Source organism: Caldimonas sp., from assembly GCF_046291045.1.
Lineage (GTDB): Bacteria > Pseudomonadota > Gammaproteobacteria > Burkholderiales > Burkholderiaceae_C > Caldimonas.
The window spans coordinates 1-19,090 of sequence record NZ_JBKBSL010000006.1 but is presented as its reverse complement, the minus strand read 5'-3'; the positions used below and the strand labels follow the sequence as shown (position 1 = coordinate 19,090).

Here is a 19,090-nt window from a genome sequence, read left to right as displayed (position 1 = left end):
CATGAGCACAGCTCTTGCCCCCTATCGGCTCTCAGCGCGGCAGAAAAAGCAGCCACACGATGAGCAGCCCGTTGAAAAGCAGCGAGACGGCCAGCGCAATCTTCCACAGCGCGGCCGGATCGCGCACCACCAGCGGCGTGGGCGGACGCGCCGGCAAGGGCCGCGAGGCCCCGCGCTCGAGCGCCAGCGCGAACTCCTCGGCCGTCTCGAAGCGCTGGCGACGCTCGCGGGCCACCGCCTTGAGCACCACTCGGTCCAGCCAGACGGGCACGTCCGGGCGCCACTGCGAGGGTGGCCGCGGATCGTGGCGGAAACGGGCGAGCTGATAGGGTTCGACCTCGCCATAGGGCAGCCGCCCGGTGAGGGCCTGGTACAACGTGACCCCCAGCGCGTAGAGGTCGCTGCCGGCATCGGCCGGCAGCGGGTCGTCGGGCAGCCACTGCTCGGGATTGATGTAGCTGGGGGTGCCCGCATGCAGGCTGCGAGTGGCCTCGGGCTCGCGTCCCGAGACGGCCACGCCCAGGTCGAGCAACCGCCACCGGCCGTCCTCCCCCCGGTGCAGGTTGGCCGGCTTGACGTCCCGGTGGATCACCCCTTGACGATGCAGCCGCCCCAGGGCCCCAAGCACCGCACGGCCGGCCTCCACGACCTCGGGCACACCCAGGGGTCGTCCCCGGGCCATGAGCTGCTCCAGGGTCTGGCCGCCATGCCAGTCGTACACCACGTAGAACGCGCTGGGATCGGCCAGGTCGTGCACATGCACCAGGCCGCTCCTCGATCGGTCGCGGGCCACGCGGCTGCCCAGCCAGGCCTCGTGCGCCAGCATCGCGCGCTCCTGCGGATCGCCGGCACGGGCTTCGTGCAGTGTCTTGATCACCACCAGGGCCTGCGTGCTGCGCTCGCGCGCCTGGTAGAGCCGGTGCACGCCGTTGTCGGCCAGCACCGCGGTGACGGTGTAGCCATCCAGCGTGTCGCCGACCCGCAGCCGGGGCGGCACCGGGAGCCGACGGCCACGCAGCAACAGGTCCTCCAGGCGGCCGGCCGAGAGTCCGGCCACGCGGATCACCAGCGCCGTGGCGTTGTCACGGCTGCCGGCGGCCAGGGCCGCGCGCACCAGCGCCTCGCTGGCCGCCTGGGCCGTGCCCTCGCGCGCAAGCGCTGCCAGGTCGCGCCGGCGCAGCACCCCGTGCACGCCGTCGCTGGTGAGCACGAAGACATCGCCGCGGTGCAGCTCGCCCTGGCTGTAGTCGACACGCACGTGGTCGTCCAGACCGATCGCGCGCGACAGGGCATGGCGCAGGTCGGGATGGTCGACGCTGTGGTCCTGTGTGAGCTGGAAGCACTCACCCTCGCGCAACAGCCAGGCCCGCGTGTCGCCCACATGGGCCAGCGTGTAGCTGTGACCGTGCAGCACCAATGCGGTGAGCGTGCACATGGCCGCCCCATGCGCGCTGCCACGCCGGTTGTGGCCGGCCAGCCAGGCGTTGTGTGCGTCGATGAGCCGGTCCAGCGCCACCGTGGTGTCCCAGGTCTCGGGCACGGCGTGGAAATCCTGCACCAGGCTCATCACCGTGGTCTGCGCCGCCAGCCGGCCTTGGCCGCCGCTGGCCACACCGTCGGCCACGGCCGCGATCAGGCCGCGCGTCTCGTCAGAGGGCGCCGGCTGCACCACCGCGGCGAAGTCCTCGTTGTTCTCGCGCGGCCCGCGCTCGCTGGCATGGCCTATGTCGACGTCGAAGCTCATGGATGCACGGGCGTTGGGCGCCGGAAGGGAACGGCTCGGCACTGTTGCCCAAAGCGCGGCGCCATGCAAGCCCCGAAACGGTGCACACCAGCGGCTGCGGCCCCTCGGGTCGTGGCATCCCCCTTGCTATTTCCGCCTGGGCAGGCTCATTGATGGAGTTCGGCAGATGAAGAAGATGAAACTGGTGATGGTGGGCAACGGCATGGCCGGCGTGCGCACCCTGGAAGAGTTGCTGAAGATCGCACCCGATCTCTACGAGATCACGGTCTTCGGTGCCGAGCCGCATCCGAACTACAACCGCATCGCGCTGTCGCCGGTGCTCGCGGGGGAGCAGACGCTGGAGGAGATCATCCTCAATCCGGTGTCGTGGTACGAGGAGAACGGCATCACCCTGCACCTGGGCAAGAAGGTGGTGGAGGTCGATCGCAGCCGCCGCATCGTGCGTGCCGAGGACGGCACCGAGGCCGCCTACGACCGGCTGCTGTTGGCCACCGGCTCCAACCCCTTCATCCTGCCGGTGCCGGGCAGGGACCTCGACGGCGTGATCGCCTACCGCGACATCGCCGACACCAACACCATGATCGAGGCGGCAGCGAAGTACCGACATGCCGTGGTGATCGGCGGCGGCCTGCTGGGCCTGGAGGCGGCCAACGGCCTGATGCTGCGCGGCATGCAGGTCAGCGTGGTGCACATCGCCCCCTGGCTGATGGAGCGCCAGCTCGATGACGTGGCCGGCAAAATGCTCCAGAAGTCACTGGAGGAACGCGGGCTGAAGTTCCTGATCGGTGCCCAGACCCAGGCGCTGATCGGCGGCCAGGACGGGCGCGTCATGGCTGTGCAGTTCAAGGACGGCTCGGAGGTGCCGGCCGACCTCGTGGTCATGGCCGCAGGCATCCGACCCAACACCGAGCTGGCCGAGAGAATCGGCCTGCACTGCCACCGCGGCATCGTCGTCACCGACACGATGCAGACCGTCACCGACCCGCGCATCTACGCGGTGGGCGAGTGCGCCTCGCACCGCGGCGTGGCCTACGGCCTGGTGGCCCCGCTGTTCGAGCAGGCCAAGGTCTGCGCCACCCATCTCGGTCATTTCGGCATCGGCCGCTACCTGGGCTCGCAGGTGTCCACCAAGCTCAAGGTCACCGGCATCGACCTGTTCTCGGCCGGTGACTTCATGGGCGGGGACGGCACCGAGGAAATCGTGATGAGCGACCCCTACGGCGGGGTCTACAAGAAGCTCGTGCTCAAGGACGACAGGCTCGTGGGCGCCTGCCTCTATGGCGACACGGTCGACGGCGCCTGGTACTTCAAGCTGCTGCGCGAGGGACGCCCCGTCCACGACATCCGCGACCGGCTGATGTTTGGTGAATCGAACATCGGCGACACCGGCCACGAGGGCCACAACAAGGCGGCGGCGATGGCCGATGACGACGAGGTCTGCGGCTGCAACGGCGTGACCAAAGGTGCCATCTGCAAGGCCATCAAGGACAAGGGCCTGTTCACGCTGGAGGAGGTGCGCAAGCACACCAAGGCGAGTGCCTCCTGCGGCTCGTGCACCGGCCTGGTGGAACAGCTCCTGATGTTCACCGCCGGCGGCGACTATTCGGCCACGCCGAAGAAGAAAGCCCTGTGCGGCTGCACCGATCACAGCCACGAAGACGTACGCCGGGCCATCCGCACGCCACTGCCCGACGGCAGCAAGCTGCTCACCATCGACGCCGTGATGCGCCATCTGAACTGGCGCACGCCCAACGGCTGCGCCACCTGCCGACCGGCCTTGAACTATTACCTCCTCTCCACCTGGCCCAAGGAAGCCCAGGACGACCCGCAGTCACGCTTCATCAACGAACGCAGCCACGCCAACATCCAGAAGGACGGCACCTACTCGGTGGTGCCGCGCATGTGGGGCGGCGAGACCACCGCCGACGAACTGCGCCGCATCGCCGACGTGGTGGACAAGTACAAGATCCCCACCGTCAAGGTCACCGGCGGCCAGCGCATCGACCTGCTGGGCGTGAGGAAGGAAGACCTCGTCCACGTCTGGCACGATCTCGGCATGCCCTCGGGCCATGCCTATGCCAAGGCCCTGCGCACCGTGAAGACCTGCGTGGGCAGCGAATGGTGCCGCTTCGGCACGCAGGACAGCACCCAGATGGGCAAGGACCTGGAGCGCGCGCTGTGGCGCATGTATGCCCCGCACAAGGTCAAGCTCGCGGTCAGCGGCTGCCCGCGCAACTGTGCCGAGGCCGGCATCAAGGACGTCGGCGTGATCGGCGTCGATTCGGGCTGGGAGATCTACATCGCCGGCAACGGCGGCATCAAGACCGAGGTGGCCCAGTTCCTGGTCAAGGTCCGCACCCCCCAGGAGGTGCTGGAGTACAGCGGCGCCTTCCTGCAGCTCTACCGCGAGGAGGGCTGGTACCTCGAGCGCACCTGCCACTACGTGGGGCGCGTCGGTCTCGACCATGTGAAGAAGAAGGTGCTCGACGACGCCGAGGGCCGCAAAGCCCTGTGGGCGCGGCTGCAGTTCTCGCTGGACGGCGAGCCCGACCCCTGGTTCGAGTTCGACAAGGCCAAGGTCGACACCCGCCAGTTTGAGGCGCTCAGCGCCTGACCCAAGGAGCCCCCATGAGCCAATGGAAACCCATCTGCCGCGTCGAGGACATCCCCCGGCTGGGCGCGCGCCGCGTGCAACGCCCTGTCGGCTGCGCGGTGGCCGTCTTCCGCAACGCCGACGACCAGGTCTTTGCGCTGCTGGACCGCTGCCCGCACAAGGGTGGTCCGCTCAGCCAGGGCATCGTCTTCGGCACCAGCGTGGCCTGCCCCCTGCACAACTGGACCATCGGTTTGGACGACGGCTGCGCCAGGGAACCCGACCAAGGCTGCACGCAGCGGTTCACGGTGAAGGTCGAGTCCGGTCAGGTCTACCTCGACATGCACGAGCTCGACACACTGGCCCTGGATGAGGCGAAGGCAGCGGCATGACACAGGCGCCGGTCCGGCAGACGCGGTCCACCTGCCCCTACTGCGGGGTCGGCTGCGGCGTGATCATCGAGTCGCAGGGCGCGCAGATCACTGGCGTGCGCGGCGACCCCGAGCATCCGGCCAACTTCGGCCGGCTGTGCACCAAGGGCAGCACCCTGCACCTGACCGCCAGTGCCCCGCTGGCCCAGCACACCCGGCTGCTGCGGCCCATGCGCCGGGCCCAGCGTGGGCAAGCGCCGCAGGCGGTGGGCTGGGACGCCGCGCTGGACGAGGCCGCCGGCCGGTTCGCCGACACCGTCGACCGGCACGGCCCCGATGCCGTGGGCTTCTACATCTCGGGGCAGCTCCTCACCGAGGACTACTACGTCTTCAACAAGCTGGCCAAGGGCCTGATCGGCACCAACAACATCGACACCAACTCGCGTCTGTGCATGAGCAGTGCGGTGGCGGCCTACAAGCTCACACTGGGCGCCGATGCGCCGCCCAACTGCTACGAAGACGTCGACCATGCCGAGGTGATCTTCATCGCGGGCTCCAACACCGCCTACGCCCACCCCATCCTGTTCCGGCGCATCGAGGACGCCAAACGCGCCAACCCGAAGCTGAGGATCATCGTCGCCGACCCGCGACGCACCGAGACGGCGGAACTTGCCGACCTGTACCTGCCCTTGCAGCCCGGCACCGACGTGGCCCTCTTCCATGGCATGCTGCACGTGCTGTTGTGGGAGCAGCTCACCGACCCGGCCTTCATCGCCGCCCACACCCATGGCTTCGAGGCCCTCCGGCGCCGCGTCCTCGACTTCCCCCCCCAGGAGGCCGCCCGGCTGTGCGGCATCGAGACGGCTGCGCTGATCGAAGCCGCCCGGTGGTTCGGACAGTCCCGCGCCACGCTGTCGCTGTACTGCCAGGGCCTGAACCAGAGCAGCAGCGGCACCGCCAAGAACGCCGCACTCATCAACCTGCACCTGGCCACCGGCCAGATCGGCCGCCCCGGGGCCGGGCCGTTCTCGCTCACCGGCCAGCCCAACGCCATGGGCGGCCGCGAGGTCGGCGGCCTGGCCAATCTGCTGTCGGCGCACCGCGACCTGTCCAACCCCCAGCACCGCGCCGAGGTCGCCCGTCTGTGGGGTGTGGCCGACGTGCCGGCCACGCCGGGCAAGACGGCTGTCGAGATGTTCGAGGCCGCCGCCCGCGGCGAGATCAAGGCGCTGTGGATCGCCTGCACCAACCCGGCGCAGTCCCTGCCCGACCAGGCCACCGTGCGCAAGGCGCTGGAGCGCTGCGAGTTCGTCGTGGTGCAGGAAGCCTTCGCCACCACGGCCACCTGCGCCTACGCAGACCTGCTACTGCCCGCCAGCACCTGGGGCGAAAAGGAAGGCACCGTCACCAACAGCGAGCGCCGCATCAGCCGCGTGCGGGCCGCCGTGGTGCCCCCCGGCGAGGCCCGCGCCGACTGGCACATCGCGGTCGAGTTCGCCCGCCGGCTGGAAGCCCGCTGGCCCGCTCGCCTGAACGGACAGGCCACGCTCTTTCCCTACGACACCCCCGAGGCCATCTGGAACGAGCACCGTGAATCCACCCGCGGGCGCGACCTGGACATCACCGGCCTGAGCTACGCCGATCTCGAGCACACTCCCCGGCAATGGCCCTGCCCCGAAGGCCAGGCCCCGCGTGCGCGGCTGTACGAAGACGGCCGCTTCCCCACGCCCGACGGGCGGGCCCGCTTTGCCGACGTGGCCTACACCCCGCCGGCCGAACCGCGCGATGCCCGCTACCCCTTCAGCCTGACCACCGGCCGGCTGCGCGACCACTGGCACGGCATGAGCCGCACCGGCCTGCTCGGGCGGCTGTTCGGTCATGTGGGCGAACCCGCCGTGCAATTGCATCCGCAGGACATGGTGCGCCGTGGCCTGAAGGACGGCGACCTCGTTCATCTCACCTCGCGCCGTGGCTCCATCGTGTTGCCGGTCCAGGGCAGCGAGCAGGTGAGCTTGTCCCAGGCCTTCCTGGCCATGCACTGGGGCGAAGAGTTCCTCTCTGGCGCCAGCAGCACCGGCGAGCGCCTGGCCGGCGTCAACGCCCTGACGACCCCTGCCGTCTGCCCGACCTCCAAGCAGCCCGAACTCAAGCACGCCGCCGTCAAGGTGCTCAAGGCCGAACTGCCTTGGACCTTCTTGGGGGCCGCCTGGCTGCCGGTGGGTCAGGCCCACCGCGCCATCGCCGCCCTGCGCACGCTGATGCCCCACTTCGCCTACGCCAGTTGCGTGCCCTTCGGGCGTGAGCCCAGCGAGCGTGGTGTGCTGGGTGTGCTCTTTCGAGCGGCCGCCTACGAGCCCCCTGGGGACGAGCTGCTCGCGCGCATTGAAGAGGAGCTCGGCTTGGCCGGCGCTGAAGTGCTGCGCTATGCCGACCGCCGCCGGGGCCAGCGCCGTGCGATGCGCCTGGTGCCCGGCGGGCACGGCCGCCAGGATGCCCGGCTCGAAGCCTTCGCGCTGGCCGGCGACACCCGCGCCGAGGCCTGGGTGCGGGCCTTGCTGCAAGACGAACTGCCCGCCCAGGCCTACGGCCGCGCCCTGCTCGCGCCCGGCGCCAAGCCGCCAGCGACGCTGGCCCCGCGCAGCCGCCAGGTCTGCACCTGCCTGAACGTCACGGAATCGGAAATCCTCGCCACCTTGGCGCAATGCCAGGGCAGCGCCGAGGAGCGTCTGGCCCATCTCCAGGCCGAACGGCGCTGCGGCACCCAGTGCGGCTCCTGCGTGCCCGAACTGCGCCGGCTGGTGCGCACGGGCCTGCAGGCGGCGTGACAATGGGGCCCCTCCCTGGTTCGGACTCCCGACGCACGACCTCATGAGCATCGCCCCCTACATCAAGGAGATCGGCCGCGGCAAGGAAGGCGCCCGCGCCCTCACCCGCGAGCAGGCCCGCGACCTCCTGTGCCAGGTCCTCGACGGCCGGGTCAGCGACCTCGAACTCGGCGCCTTTGCCATCGCGATGCGCATCAAGGGCGAATCGGTCGAGGAGCTGGCCGGCTTCCTGCAGGCCACAAGGGACCGCTGCCTGCCCATCGCCCCCGGCCGCCCCCTGGTCGTGCTGCCGTCCTACAACGGCGCGCGCAAGCTGCCCAACCTCACCGCCCTGCTGGCCCTGATGCTGGCACGGGAAGGGGTGGCCGTGCTGGTGCACGGCATGCCGGACGACCCGGGCCGCGTCACCACCGCCGAGATCTTCCGGGACCTCGGCCTGGCACCGGCCGAAACCCCCGGCGATCTGGAGCGCCGCTGGGCCCGAGGCGAGCCCGCCTACATCCGCACCGAGCATCTGTGCCCGCCGCTGGCGCGATTGCTCGACGTGCGCTGGGTCATCGGCCTGCGCAACCCCGGCCACACCGTGGCCAAGCTGCTCGACCCGGGCGAAGGCCTGCGTGTCGTGAACTACACCCACCCCGAGTACGGGACCTTGCTGACGCAGTTCCTGCAAGCCACCGCGGCCCACGCGATGCTGCTGCGGGGCACCGAAGGTGAGCCCTTCGCCGACCCGCGCCGCACGCCGCGCATGGACGTCTTCCTGGCGGGCCGGCCCCGCCCGGAACTGGGGATCCCCGCGCGCGAGGGCGTGCTAACCGACCTGCCGCGGCTGCCCGCCCAGTGCGATGCCGCCACCACGGCGCGCTACATCCAGGCCGTGGTCAGCGGTGCACGACCCGCGCCGGCCCCGCTGCAGCAGCAGGTGGAATGCCTCTTGCAAGCACTGTCCCGGCAACAGGACACCAGGACTTTTTCCCATGACCCATCGGCCTGACCCGCCCGCCGCCCCCCGGGCACCGCTCGTCACCCTGGTCGGCGCCGGTCCCGGCGACCCCGAACTGCTGACGCTCAAGGCCGTGCGGGCCATCCGCCGTGCCACCGTGCTGCTGGTGGACGACCTGGTCGGCGACGGTGTGCTGCGCCACGCCCGGCGCGGCGCGCGCATCGTGCCGGTGGGCAAGCGTGGCGGCTGCCGCTCCACCCCGCAGGACTTCATCGAGCGGATGATGATCACCGAGGCCCGCCGCGGCGAACGTGTCGTGCGGCTCAAGGGCGGAGACCCCTTCGTCTTCGGCCGCGGCGGCGAGGAGGCCGAGCACCTGCGCGCCGCCGGCCTGCGGGTCGAGGTGATCAACGGCATCACCGCCGGCCTGGCGGCCTGCACGGCCCTGGGCGTGCCCCTGACCCACCGCCACCATGCCCACGGCGTGATCCTCGTCACCGGCCATGCCGGGGACGGACAGTCCGACCTCGACTGGGCCCAGCTCTCGGCCACCGCCGCCCAGGGCTTCACCCTGGTCATCTACATGGGCGTGGCCCGCCACCGGCACATCGCCGAAGGGCTGCGCACCCATCTGCGCGGCGACACGCCAGCGGCGGTGGTGCAGCACGCCACCCTGCCACAGCAGCGCCATGCCGTGACCACGCTGGACGCCCTGGCCGCCACCGTGGAGTGCGAAGGCCTGGGCAGCCCGGCCGTGATCGTCGTGGGCGACGTGCTGCAGGGCCTGGCCGCCCTGCCGCGGCACGACGCCAGCCCCCTCACAGCGGCTGCCGCTTGAACGCGGCCAACGCCGCCCCCATGCCCATCAGCACACCGCCGAAACCGCGGTTGAGCCAGCGCACGGCACGCGGGGTGCGCAGCAGGCCTTGCAGGCGGGCGGCCAGCGCCGCATAGCCGTGCATCACGATCACATCCACCGCACACATCGTGGCAGCCAGGATCAGCAACTGCAGCAGCAATGGCCGGCCCGGGTCGATGAACTGCGGCAGCACGGCCACCATGAAGACGATGCCCTTGGGGTTGGTCGCATTGGTGAACAGCCCCGTCAGGAAGCGCCGGCGCGCCGGCAGCGGCGGCAGGCGCACCGCCCCCGGTGCCACCGCGGCGCTCGAGCGCCATTGCTGCAGGCCCAACCACACGAGGTAGGCCGCGCCGGCCCACTTGACCACCGTGAAGGCCGTCTCCGAGGCCATCAGCAGCGCGCCCAGCCCGGCCCCGGCAATCACCAACACGATCGTCAGCCCGGCCTGCAGCCCGGCGATCGTCACGCTGGCCGCCCGCACCCCGTAAGACAGCCCGTGGCTCATCGACAGCACCGCCCCCGAACCCGGCGACAGCGCGATCGCCCAGCATGCGAAGAAATAGGCCCACCACACATCCAATGGCATGTCCGACTCCCGGCCCCACGGCGGCGGGGGGCCCTGCCCCGATGGTAGCGTGGCCCTACACTGCGCGCCGTGCATTCCTATGACGTGGTGGTGATCGGCGCGGGCGCGGCCGGTCTGTTCTGTGCCGGCATCGCAGGGCAGGCAGGCCTGCGCGTGCTCGTGATCGACCATGCCGCGAAAGTGGCCGAAAAGGTCCGCATCTCCGGCGGCGGACGCTGCAACTTCACCAACCGCGACGCCGGCCCGGCGAACTTCCTGTCCGAGAACCCGCACTTCTGCCGTTCGGCCCTGGCCCGCTACACGCCGCAGGACTTCATCGCCCTGGTGCAGCGGCATCGGATCGGCTGGCACGAAAAGCACAAGGGCCAGCTCTTCTGCGACGAGTCCTCGGAAGACATCATCCGACTGCTGCTGCGCGAATGCGAAGCCGGCGGTGTCACACGCTGGCAGCCCTGTCGCGTGGCCGCAGTGCGCCACGGCAGCGCCGGCTTCGAATGCGACACCGATGCCGGCACCGTGCGCAGCCCCCGCCTGGTCGTGGCCACCGGAGGCCTGTCCATTCCCAAGATCGGTGCCAGCGATTTCGGCCACCGCCTGGCCCGCCAGTTCGGACATCGCATCGTCGAGACCCGTCCCGCGCTGGTGCCGCTCACCTTCGACGGCGAGGTCTGGGCGCCCTTTGCCGGCCTGGCCGGGGTGGCCCTGCCCGTGAGCATCCGCACCGGGCAGGGCCGCACCGAGGCCCGCTTCGACGACGACTTGCTCTTCACCCACCGCGGCCTGAGCGGCCCCGCCATCCTGCAGATCTCCAGCCACTGGCGGGCGGGCCAGCCGCTCACGATCGACCTTTGCCCCGGCCTGGACCTGGCGCAGGCCCTGCGCCACACCAAGCCCGGGTCGCGCAAGCAGCTCGCCACCGTGCTGGCCGAGCACCTGCCGCAGCGCCTGGCCGACGCCTGGCTGTACTCGCTGGGGCTGGGCGGGGCCCGCCCGCTGGCCGACACCCGGGACCGCGACCTCGCCACCCTGGCGCAGCGGCTGCAGTCCTGGCAGCTCCTGCCCAGCGGCACCGAAGGCTACCGCAAGGCCGAGGTCACGGCCGGGGGGGTGGACACCCGTGAACTCAGTTCCCAGACCCTGGAAAGCCGTCGCCTGCCGGGCCTGCATTTCATCGGGGAGGTGGTGGACGTGACCGGCTGGCTGGGCGGCTACAACTTCCAGTGGGCCTGGGCCAGCGCGGCCGCCTGCGCACGCGCCCTGGCCGCCGCCATGCCGTGAGGCCCGCCCCCAGCCTCCTTTGCAAACCGGCCTGGGCTGGCTATAATCTTTGTCTTTGCTGGCAAACCGTGCGTCTTTGGCCTTGGCCGTACACCAAGGGGCTCAGAGTTCCGTCAGGAGCCTGGGCGGGGCGCCAAGAAATTCAAGGATCCGCATTCTCAATGACTACCATTCGCGTCAAAGAAAACGAGCCGTTCGACGTGGCCCTGCGCCGCTTCAAGCGCACCATCGAAAAGCTGGGCCTGCTGACCGAGCTGCGTGCCCGCGAGTTTTACGAGAAGCCCACGGCCGAGCGCAAGCGCAAGAAAGCCGCTGCGATCAAGCGCCACTTCAAGCGTGTGCGCAGCATGCAGCTGCCCAAAAAGCTGTACTGAGCCCGGCAGCGGCTGCCCCGCGCAGCCCGGCTTGACCCAAGCCCGCCTGGGGACGCCCGGCGGGCTTTGTGCTTTCTGGGCCGATCGCGGCATACTTTCCTCCTGCTTCCACCGAGACCCCCATGAGCCTGAAGGACCGCATCTCCGACGACATGAAAGCTGCCTTGCGCGCCAAGGACAGTGAGCGCCTGTCGACCATCCGCATGCTGATTGCCGCGATGAAGCAAAAAGAGGTCGATGAGCGCATCACCCTCGACGACGCCGCGGTGATCGGGATCGTCGACAAGCTGATCAAGCAGCGCAAGGACGCTGCTGGGCAGTATGCCCAGGCCGGGCGCACCGACCTGGCCGACAAGGAAAACGTCGAGATTGCCGTGCTGGAGGCCTATCTGCCCCAGCGCCTGAGCCTCGAGGAGATCGCGGCGGAAATCGAACGCCTGGTGGCCGAGGTGGGCGCCACCGGTCCGGGCGACATGGGCAAGGTCATGGCGGCCGCCAAGGCCGCCTTGGCCGGTCGCGCCGACATGGGCCTGGTGTCCGCCGCCGTCAAGCAAACCCTCAGCCGGTGAACGGCGCCCAAGGAGTCCCCCCCATGTCCCTGCCCCTCCAAGCCATCGCCCCCGACGTCTGCGTCGCCCCCCAACTCGATCCCTCGGCCATGGCCGAGGCCGCGGCTGCTGGCTTCAAGAGCGTCATCAACAACCGCCCCGACTTCGAAGGCGGCCCCGATCAGCCCACCAGCGCCCAGATCGAGGCCGCCGCCCGCGCCGCCGGGCTGCAATACGTCCACCTGCCCGTCCCTTCGATGGGCCAGACGCCCGAGCAGATCGCGCAAGCGGCCGAGGTGCTGGCCTCGCTGCCCCGCCCGGTGCTGATGTTCTGCCGCTCGGGGGCTCGCAGTGCCCGCCTCTATCAGGCCGCCACCACCGCCAACTGATCCTAGTTTGGGCCTCAGCGCCCCTCCTTGGTGCATCACCCCTTCCCCACGGGGCCTCGGCGCGGCCGAGCTTCTAGGGGTCTTCCCTAGAATCCGTGCAAACACGCGGCGTGTTCAGGCGATATTCAGTTCAAGCTCCTTACAGTGCGCGGCGGCATTCATCGTCCGGGCAGCGCGTCGTCGAGCGAGCTGGCCCGGGCGCCCTTCCCGTGCCACCCCCGGTCTGCAGCGCCCAGGACCGACCCGCCCTGCGATGCGGGCCGGACGGCGCGGTCGGCCTGTGCAGTTCCACGTTCTTGGAGTCCACGTGAACATCTTGCTCAGCTTGTCCAGAGCGATCGACTGGATCAACGAACAGATTGGCCGTGCCCTCATGTGGCTGGTCCTGGCGGCCGTGCTCATCAGCGCGGCCAATGCCATCGTGCGCAAGACCCTCAGCACCAGCTCCAACGCCTGGCTGGAGATCCAGTGGTATCTCTTCGCCGCCGTGTTCATGTTGGGTGTGGGCTACGTGCTGCTGCACAACGCCCATGTGCGCATCGACTTCGTCGCTTCGCGTTTCTCCAAGCGCACCAACGCCTTCATCGACATCCTGGGGCTGGTGGTGTTCATCATCCCGCTCAGCCTGATCCTCATCAACCTGTCCTGGCCGCTGTTCGTCAACGCCTGGAACAGTGGGGAGATGTCGCAGAACGCCGGCGGCCTGGTGCGCTGGCCGATCTATTTCCTGATCCCGGCCGGCTTTGCCATCCTGCTGGCGCAGGCCGTCTCGGAGCTGATCAAGCGCATCGCCTTCCTGACCGGGCATCGCAGCGAGCCCTTCTCCCACATCGAACGCAAGAGCGAGGCCGAACGGCTGGCTGAAGAACTCGCCCAGGAAGCCCAGGCCCACGACCACCTCCCCGCCAAAGCCCAGTCATGAGCGAATTCCTCGTCAACAACTTCGTCCCCGTCCTTTTTGCGGGACTGCTGTTCTTCCTGCTGTGCGGGATCCCGGTGGCCTTCGGCCTGGCGGCCACCGGCTTGTTGTTCGGCTTCATCGGCATGGAGCTGGGCCTGTTCGGCGCCAACCTGTTCCAGGCACTGCCGCTGCGGATCCTGGGGATCATGCAGAACGAGACCCTGCTGGCCATCCCGTTCTTCACGCTGATGGGCATCATCCTGGAGCGCTCGGGCATGGCCGAAGACCTGCTCGAGACGGTCGGCCAGGTGTTCGGTCCGGTGCGAGGCGGCCTGGCCATCGCAGTGATCCTGGTGGGGGCTCTGCTGGCGGCCACCACCGGCGTGGTGGCCGCCGCGGTGATCTCGATGGGCCTGATCTCGCTGCCCATCATGCTGCGCTACGGCTACAACCGCACGGTGGCCACCGGAACGATCACCGCCTCGGGCACGCTGGCCCAGGCCATTCCCCCGTCGCTGGTGCTGATCGTGATGGCCGACCAGCTCGGCCGCTCGGTGGGCGACATGTATGCCGGTGCGCTGATCCCCGGCCTGCTGCTGGTGGGTTGCTACCTGCTGTTCGTGATCCTGCTGGCGATCTTCCGCCCGAGCTGGGTGCCCGCCCTGCCGCCCGAGGCCCGCATCTACCGTGAAAGCAATGGCGCCAGCGGCCACCGTTCGCTCGTCGTCCTGCTGGCGGTGTGCGCCGCAGCAGGCTTCGCCTGGTCCCGGGTGCACTCATCCATCATCAACCCGCTGGTCGAACGCCCCTTCGCCGAAGCGCCCGGTGACGAGATCTTCATCCTGTCGATGACGGTCGCGTCCGTGCTGGCGCTGGTGCTGGCCCTGCTGAACCGGCTTTTGGGGCTGCACTTGCTGTCCAAGCTGGCCCAGCAGGTCACCTTCGTGCTGATCCCGCCGCTGGTGCTGATCTTCCTGGTGCTGGGCACCATCTTCCTGGGCGTGGCCACGCCCACCGAAGGCGGCGCGATGGGGGCCGTCGGCGCCCTGATCATGGCCACCGCCCGTCGCCGATTGAGCTTTGCGGTGCTGAAGCAGGCTCTGGACAGCACAGCCCGTCTGTCGGTCTTCGTGCTCTTCATCCTGATCGGCTCGACGGTGTTCAGCTTCACCTTCAATGCCGCCGACGGCCACATCTGGGTGGAACACCTGTTCGACAAGCTGCCCGGCGGCCAGCTCGGCTTCCTGATCTTCGTGAACTTCCTCGTCTTCGTACTGGGGATGTTCATCGACTTCTTCGAGATCGCCTTCATCGTGATCCCCATCCTCGCGCCGGTGGCCGAGAAGATGGGCATCGACCTGATCTGGTTCGGCGTGATCATCGCGATGAACCTGCAGACCTCCTTCCTGACTCCCCCCTTCGGCTTTGCGCTGTTCTACCTGCGCAGCGTGGCGCCGAAGGCCGACTACCTCGACCGCATCACGAACAAGCTGATCCCCGCGGTGAGCACGCCGCAGATCTACAAGGGTTCGATCGCCTTCATCTGCATCCAGTTGGTCATGGTCGGCGTCATCATCGCCTTCCCCGGCCTGGTGACCGGCAACATCTCCCAGGGAGAGAAACTCAGCGCCGATGAGGTGATGCAGCAGTTGCAGATGCCGGTCGACCCCGAGTTCGGTGCCGAAGAGGAAGAAGCCTCCTCCGATCCGGCCGGAGAGGCAGCCAGCGAGCCCGAAGCCGGCGCCCCGGCCGCCGCCGAGGAAGAGGAGGATCCTGCCCGCGCCCTGGAGCGCGCGCTCCAGCCGCCCCCTCAACGCTGAGACGCTGCGCCTGTCTTGGCCCGCACAGGCCCTGCGCGACCCGCAGGGCCTTTGTTCTGCCCCGTCCCGAGGAGACCGCAGACCCCGGGCCTTTCACCGGGCCCCAATGAAAATCCCGCCCGGCGCGGTGGCGGGGCGGGATGGGAGCAGACTGCGTGACGCGCCGGCCGGGCCCACTCACCGGCGGCCGGCGCCGCCGGCCAGACTCACAGCTTGGCGGCTTGCAGGTAGCGGTCGAACTGCGCCTCGGTGAAGCGGAACCACAGGTTCTGGTCGCGACGGAAGTTGGCGTAGTCGCTGTAGACCTTCTTCCAGTTGGGGTTCTTGGCCGACAGGTCGGCGTACAGGGCCATGGCTTCCTTGAAGGCGGCGTCCATCACCGCTTTCGGGAAGGCCACCACCTTGGTGCCGGCGGCCACCAGTTGCTTGAGCGCCGCCGGATTGCGAGTGTCGTACTTGGCCTGCATCTCGGTGTGGGCATAGGCCGCGGCCGCCTCGATGATGGCTTTGTATTCCGCCGGCAGACCCTCGTAGGCCTTGGTGTTGACGTACAGGTCGAGCTGCGGACCGCCTTCCCACCAGCCGGGGTAGTGATAGAAGGGCGCCACCTTGTTGAAGCCCAGCTTCTGGTCGTCGTACGGGCCCACCCACTCGGCCGCGTCGATCGTGCCCTTCTCCAGCGCCTGGTAGATCTCGCCACCGGGGATGTTCTGCGGCACGCCCCCCAGGCGCTCGATCACCTTGCCGGCAAACCCGCCGACGCGGAACTTCAGGCCCTTGTAGTCGGCCACGGTCTTGATTTCCTTGCGGAACCAGCCCCCCATCTGCGCGCCGGTGTTGCCCATCGGGAAGCTGATGATGTTGTACTGCGCATAGAACTCGCGCATCAGCTTCAGGCCGTTGCCCTCGTACATCCAGGCGGTCATCTGGCGCGAGTTCAGGCCGAAGGGGATGGCGCAGGCCAGCGCGAAGGTCTCGTCCTTGCCGAAAAAGTAGTACGGGGCGGTGTGGGCCATCTCGACGGTGCCGTTTTGCACGCCATCGACCACGCCAAACGGGGGCATCAGCTCGCCGCCGGCATGCACCGAGATCTGAAACTTGCCGCCCGACATGTCGCTCACCTTCTTCGAGAAGGTCTCGGCAGCGCCGTAGATGGTGTCCAGCGCTTTCGGGAAGCTCGAGGCCAGACGCCAGCGAATGTTGGCCTGGGCGTGCACGATGGCAGGCGCAGCGCCAGCGGCCAGGACGCCAGCCAGGCCGGTGGTGCGAATGAAGGAACGACGTTCCATGGAGACACTCCTGTGTATCGAGTTGAGGTGAAGATGACGCGAGAACACCCTCGTGAGGGTCCACGAGCGTGCGCGAATTCTAGGAGGGGGATTTCAGCTTCCTGACAGGGTTTTTCCCGTGCGCAAGTTCACTTACGGGCAAGCCCGGCCCTCGATGTCAGAATTCTTTCAGCTTGACTTGACCGCATGAAAAGCAAGCCCCATGAAAAAAGCCCCGCCAGGCGGGGCCTCGTCTCGGAGCATGGGCCTCAGGGGCCGTCGGTCACAGCTTGGCCGACTGCATGTAACGGTCGAACTGCGCCTCGGTGAAGCGGAACCACAGGTTCTGGTCGCGGCGGAAGTTGGCGTAGTCGGTATAGACCTTCTTCCAGTTGGGGTTGGACGCCGACAGTTCCGAATACAGCGCCATGGCCTCCTTGAAGGCCGCATCGATCACCGCCTTCGGAAAGGCCTTGAGTTGGGTCTTGGCCGCCACGAGCTGCTTGATCGCCACCGGGTTGCGAGCGTCGTACTTGGCCTGCATGTCCACATGGGCATAGGTGGCCGCCGCCTCGACGATGGCTTTGTAGTCGGCCGACAGGGCCTCGTAGGCTTTGATGTTGATGAAGAAGTCGATCTGCGGCCCCCCTTCCCACCAGCCAGGGTAGTAGTAGAAAGGCGCCACCTTGTTGAAGCCCAGCTTCTGGTCGTCGTACGGGCCCACCCACTCGGCCGCGTCGATCGTGCCCTTCTCCAGCGCCTGATAGATCTCGCCGCCGGGGATGTTCTGCGGCACGCCGCCAAGGCGCTTGATCACCTCGCCGGCGAACCCGCCGATGCGGAACTTCAGGCCCTTGTAGTCGTTGACCGAGTTGATCTCCTTGCGGAACCAGCCGGCCATCTGCGCCCCGGTGTTGCCGCCAGCGAAGTTGATGATGTTGTACTGCGCGTAGAACTCGCGCATCAGCTTCAGGCCGTTGCCCTCGAAGGTCCAGGCGGTCATCTGGCGGGAGTTCAGGCCGAAGGGGATGGCTGCGCCGATCGCGAAGGTCGGATCCTTGCCGAAGTAGTAGTAGGGCACGGTATGCCCCATCTCGACGGTGCCGTTCTGCAGGGCATCGACGATGCCGAACGGAGGCATCAGCTCGCCGCCGGCATGCACCGAGACCTGGAACTTGCCGCCCGACATGTCGTGGACCTTCTTGGCGAACACCTCGGCCCCGCCGTAGATCGTGTCCAGCGACTTGGGAAAGCTCGACGCGCAACGCCAGCGCACCACCGGCTGGGCATGGAGGGCCGGGGCGACCCCGGCGGCGAGCACGCCGGCCAGCCCGGTCGTGCGGATGAAGGAACGACGTTCCATGGAAAGCTCCTGTATGGATCTATGTGAAGCCCGCAGGCGGCGCGATTCTAGGAACGGCTCAGAGCCGCACGGACCGGGGAGATTCCGCTTAGAGGAATCACGCATTCGGGCCCGTTTTTCAGGTCTTGCTCAGGGCGTCGTGGTACACCTTCAAGCCTGACCGAGCGGATGTTCAGCCAAACGTCAGGAACCGGCCACCTTCATCGACTCGACCAGCACCGAGCCGATGGTTTTCGAGCCCAGCGTGTAGGCATCGGCCCCCACCGCGACGATGTGGCGGAACATCTCGCGCAGGTTGGAGGCGATGGTGATCTCCTGCACGGGGTAGGCGATGCGCCCGTCCTCCACCCAGAAGCCCGCGGCGCCGCGCGAATAGTCGCCGGTCACGTAGTTCACGCCTTGCCCCATGAGTTCGATCACGAACAGGCCACGGTGCAGCTTGCGCAGCATCGCGTCCAGATCGTCATGCGGCTGCGTGAGCCGGCTGGTCAACCGCAGGTTCTGCGAACCGCCGGCATGCCCGGTGGTGCGCAGACCCAGCTTGCGCGCGGAGTAGCTCGACAGGAAGTACCCCTGCACGACCCCGGCTTCGACCACCCGGCGCGCACGGGTGAGCACCCCCTCGTCGTCGAAGGGGGCGCTGCCCTTGCCCTTGGGAATGTGCGGATCTTCGTGGATGTCCACATGCTCCGGAAAGACCTGGCGGCCCAGGCTGTCGACCAGGAAGGACGCCTTGCGGTATAGCGCACCGCCGCTGGTGGCCTGGACGAATCCGCCCAGCAGCCCGGCAGCCAGCGTCGATTCGAACAGGACGGGGCACTCGCACGTGGGGATCTTGCGAGCGTGCAGACGCGACAGGGCCCGCTCGGCCGCATAGCGCCCCACCGCCTCGGGCGAGGCCAGCTCGGCAGGGTCGCGCATCGAGCTGTACCAGGCATCGCGCTGCATGTGCGCACCACGCCCGGCAATGGGGGCCACCGACAGCGAATGACGCGAGCTGGCGTAGCCGCCGCGGAACCCCCGCGTGTTGCCCGCGAAGAAGTGCGACTGCTGAGCCGACACACCCGCACCTTCCGAGTTGGTGATGCGTCGATCCACCGCAAAGGCGGCCGATTCGCAGCGCAGTGCCAGCTCGGCCGCCCCGGCCGCATCCAGCGCCCAGGGATGGAAGAGGTCGAGGTCGCGCTCGGCCGCCTCACCCAAAGCCAGATCGGCTTCATCGGGC

General features: G+C 68.5%; 16 protein-coding genes. 11 read left to right on the top strand and 5 right to left on the bottom strand.

The annotated features are described in order from the left end of the window. Nucleotides 1-31 precede the first annotated feature (31 nt). Nucleotides 32-1,744 carry a bifunctional protein-serine/threonine kinase/phosphatase gene (locus ACK4ZD_RS03370; protein ID WP_409658800.1) on the bottom strand — a complete coding sequence of 571 codons (1,713 nt, stop codon included), beginning with the start codon at nt 1,742-1,744 and terminating at the stop codon, nt 32-34. 166 nt (nt 1,745-1,910) lie between these two features. Between ACK4ZD_RS03370 and nirB the strand changes: the two genes are divergently transcribed. Genes nirB through cobA form a run of 5 tightly spaced genes read left to right on the top strand, consistent with a single transcriptional unit; the run spans nt 1,911 to nt 9,314 of the window. Next, nucleotides 1,911-4,358, top strand: coding sequence for a nitrite reductase large subunit NirB (gene nirB, locus ACK4ZD_RS03365; protein ID WP_409658798.1), 2,448 nt, complete (start codon nt 1,911-1,913; stop codon nt 4,356-4,358). 14 nt (nt 4,359-4,372) lie between these two features. After that, nucleotides 4,373-4,729, top strand: a complete 357-nt coding sequence (gene nirD / locus ACK4ZD_RS03360; RefSeq protein ID WP_409658796.1) for a nitrite reductase small subunit NirD — start codon at nt 4,373-4,375, stop codon at nt 4,727-4,729. Next, nucleotides 4,726-7,533: a molybdopterin-dependent oxidoreductase gene (locus ACK4ZD_RS03355; RefSeq protein WP_409658795.1), complete on the top strand. Its 2,808-nt coding sequence runs from the start codon at nt 4,726-4,728 to the stop codon at nt 7,531-7,533. The genes nirD and ACK4ZD_RS03355 overlap by 4 nt, the downstream gene beginning before the upstream one ends. Nucleotides 7,534-7,576: 43 nt before the next feature. After that, a complete protein-coding gene (gene ybiB / locus ACK4ZD_RS03350; protein WP_409658793.1) occupies nt 7,577-8,527 on the top strand; it encodes a DNA-binding protein YbiB in 951 nt (316 codons plus the stop codon). Further along, nucleotides 8,511-9,314: a uroporphyrinogen-III C-methyltransferase gene (gene cobA, locus ACK4ZD_RS03345; protein ID WP_409658791.1), complete on the top strand. Its 804-nt coding sequence runs from the start codon at nt 8,511-8,513 to the stop codon at nt 9,312-9,314. The genes ybiB and cobA overlap by 17 nt, the downstream gene beginning before the upstream one ends. Here the strand turns inward: cobA and rhtB are convergent. Beyond that, nucleotides 9,295-9,924, bottom strand: a complete 630-nt coding sequence (rhtB, locus tag ACK4ZD_RS03340; protein ID WP_409658789.1) for a homoserine/homoserine lactone efflux protein — start codon at nt 9,922-9,924, stop codon at nt 9,295-9,297. The two genes, cobA and rhtB, sit on opposite strands and share 20 nt — an antisense overlap. 69 nt (nt 9,925-9,993) lie before the next feature. Between rhtB and ACK4ZD_RS03335 the strand changes: the two genes are divergently transcribed. From ACK4ZD_RS03335 to ACK4ZD_RS03310, 6 genes are all read left to right on the top strand, one after another. Beyond that, nucleotides 9,994-11,202: an NAD(P)/FAD-dependent oxidoreductase gene (locus tag ACK4ZD_RS03335; RefSeq protein WP_409658787.1), complete on the top strand. Its 1,209-nt coding sequence runs from the start codon at nt 9,994-9,996 to the stop codon at nt 11,200-11,202. 161 nt (nt 11,203-11,363) lie between these two features. Continuing rightward, nucleotides 11,364-11,576, top strand: a complete 213-nt coding sequence (gene rpsU, locus ACK4ZD_RS03330; protein ID WP_019559597.1) for a 30S ribosomal protein S21 — start codon at nt 11,364-11,366, stop codon at nt 11,574-11,576. Nucleotides 11,577-11,698: 122 nt separating this feature from the next. Next, complete coding sequence (locus ACK4ZD_RS03325; protein ID WP_409658785.1) at nt 11,699-12,145, top strand: GatB/YqeY domain-containing protein; 447 nt, start codon at nt 11,699-11,701, stop codon at nt 12,143-12,145. Nucleotides 12,146-12,168: 23 nt separating this feature from the next. Next, nucleotides 12,169-12,513, top strand: coding sequence for a TIGR01244 family sulfur transferase (locus tag ACK4ZD_RS03320; protein WP_409658783.1), 345 nt, complete (start codon nt 12,169-12,171; stop codon nt 12,511-12,513). 307 nt (nt 12,514-12,820) lie between these two features. Then, complete coding sequence (locus ACK4ZD_RS03315) at nt 12,821-13,435, top strand: TRAP transporter small permease subunit (RefSeq protein WP_409658781.1); 615 nt, start codon at nt 12,821-12,823, stop codon at nt 13,433-13,435. Beyond that, complete coding sequence (locus ACK4ZD_RS03310; protein WP_409658779.1) at nt 13,432-15,234, top strand: TRAP transporter large permease subunit; 1,803 nt, start codon at nt 13,432-13,434, stop codon at nt 15,232-15,234. Before ACK4ZD_RS03315 ends, ACK4ZD_RS03310 begins: the two co-directional genes overlap by 4 nt. A gap of 206 nt (nt 15,235-15,440) precedes the next feature. Here the strand turns inward: ACK4ZD_RS03310 and ACK4ZD_RS03305 are convergent, their stop codons facing one another. The 3 genes from ACK4ZD_RS03305 to ACK4ZD_RS03295 all read right to left on the bottom strand — a co-directional run. Further along, nucleotides 15,441-16,523 carry a TRAP transporter substrate-binding protein gene (locus tag ACK4ZD_RS03305; protein WP_409658777.1) on the bottom strand — a complete coding sequence of 361 codons (1,083 nt, stop codon included), beginning with the start codon at nt 16,521-16,523 and terminating at the stop codon, nt 15,441-15,443. Nucleotides 16,524-16,785: 262 nt separating this feature from the next. Next, nucleotides 16,786-17,865, bottom strand: a complete 1,080-nt coding sequence (locus ACK4ZD_RS03300; RefSeq protein WP_409658775.1) for a TRAP transporter substrate-binding protein — start codon at nt 17,863-17,865, stop codon at nt 16,786-16,788. A 183-nt stretch (nt 17,866-18,048) separates the two neighbouring features. Then, nucleotides 18,049-19,090 (bottom strand): metallopeptidase TldD-related protein (locus ACK4ZD_RS03295; protein ID WP_409658772.1); only part of this gene is annotated, 1,042 nt, incomplete at its 5' end.

Coding starts and splice junctions, on each gene's coding strand:
- nirB (WP_409658798.1), top strand. CDS start 1,911: ATGAAGAAGATGAAACTGGTGATGGTGGGCAACGGCATGGCCGGCGTG.
- rpsU (WP_019559597.1), top strand. CDS start 11,364: ATGACTACCATTCGCGTCAAAGAAAACGAGCCGTTCGACGTGGCCCTG.
- ACK4ZD_RS03310 (WP_409658779.1), top strand. CDS start 13,432: ATGAGCGAATTCCTCGTCAACAACTTCGTCCCCGTCCTTTTTGCGGGA.
- ACK4ZD_RS03320 (WP_409658783.1), top strand. CDS start 12,169: ATGTCCCTGCCCCTCCAAGCCATCGCCCCCGACGTCTGCGTCGCCCCC.
- ACK4ZD_RS03300 (WP_409658775.1), bottom strand. CDS start 17,865: ATGGAACGTCGTTCCTTCATCCGCACGACCGGGCTGGCCGGCGTGCTC.
- ybiB (WP_409658793.1), top strand. CDS start 7,577: ATGAGCATCGCCCCCTACATCAAGGAGATCGGCCGCGGCAAGGAAGGC.
- ACK4ZD_RS03370 (WP_409658800.1), bottom strand. CDS start 1,744: ATGAGCTTCGACGTCGACATAGGCCATGCCAGCGAGCGCGGGCCGCGC.
- ACK4ZD_RS03305 (WP_409658777.1), bottom strand. CDS start 16,523: ATGGAACGTCGTTCCTTCATTCGCACCACCGGCCTGGCTGGCGTCCTG.
- ACK4ZD_RS03355 (WP_409658795.1), top strand. CDS start 4,726: ATGACACAGGCGCCGGTCCGGCAGACGCGGTCCACCTGCCCCTACTGC.
- nirD (WP_409658796.1), top strand. CDS start 4,373: ATGAGCCAATGGAAACCCATCTGCCGCGTCGAGGACATCCCCCGGCTG.
- ACK4ZD_RS03325 (WP_409658785.1), top strand. CDS start 11,699: ATGAGCCTGAAGGACCGCATCTCCGACGACATGAAAGCTGCCTTGCGC.
- cobA (WP_409658791.1), top strand. CDS start 8,511: ATGACCCATCGGCCTGACCCGCCCGCCGCCCCCCGGGCACCGCTCGTC.
- rhtB (WP_409658789.1), bottom strand. CDS start 9,924: ATGCCATTGGATGTGTGGTGGGCCTATTTCTTCGCATGCTGGGCGATC.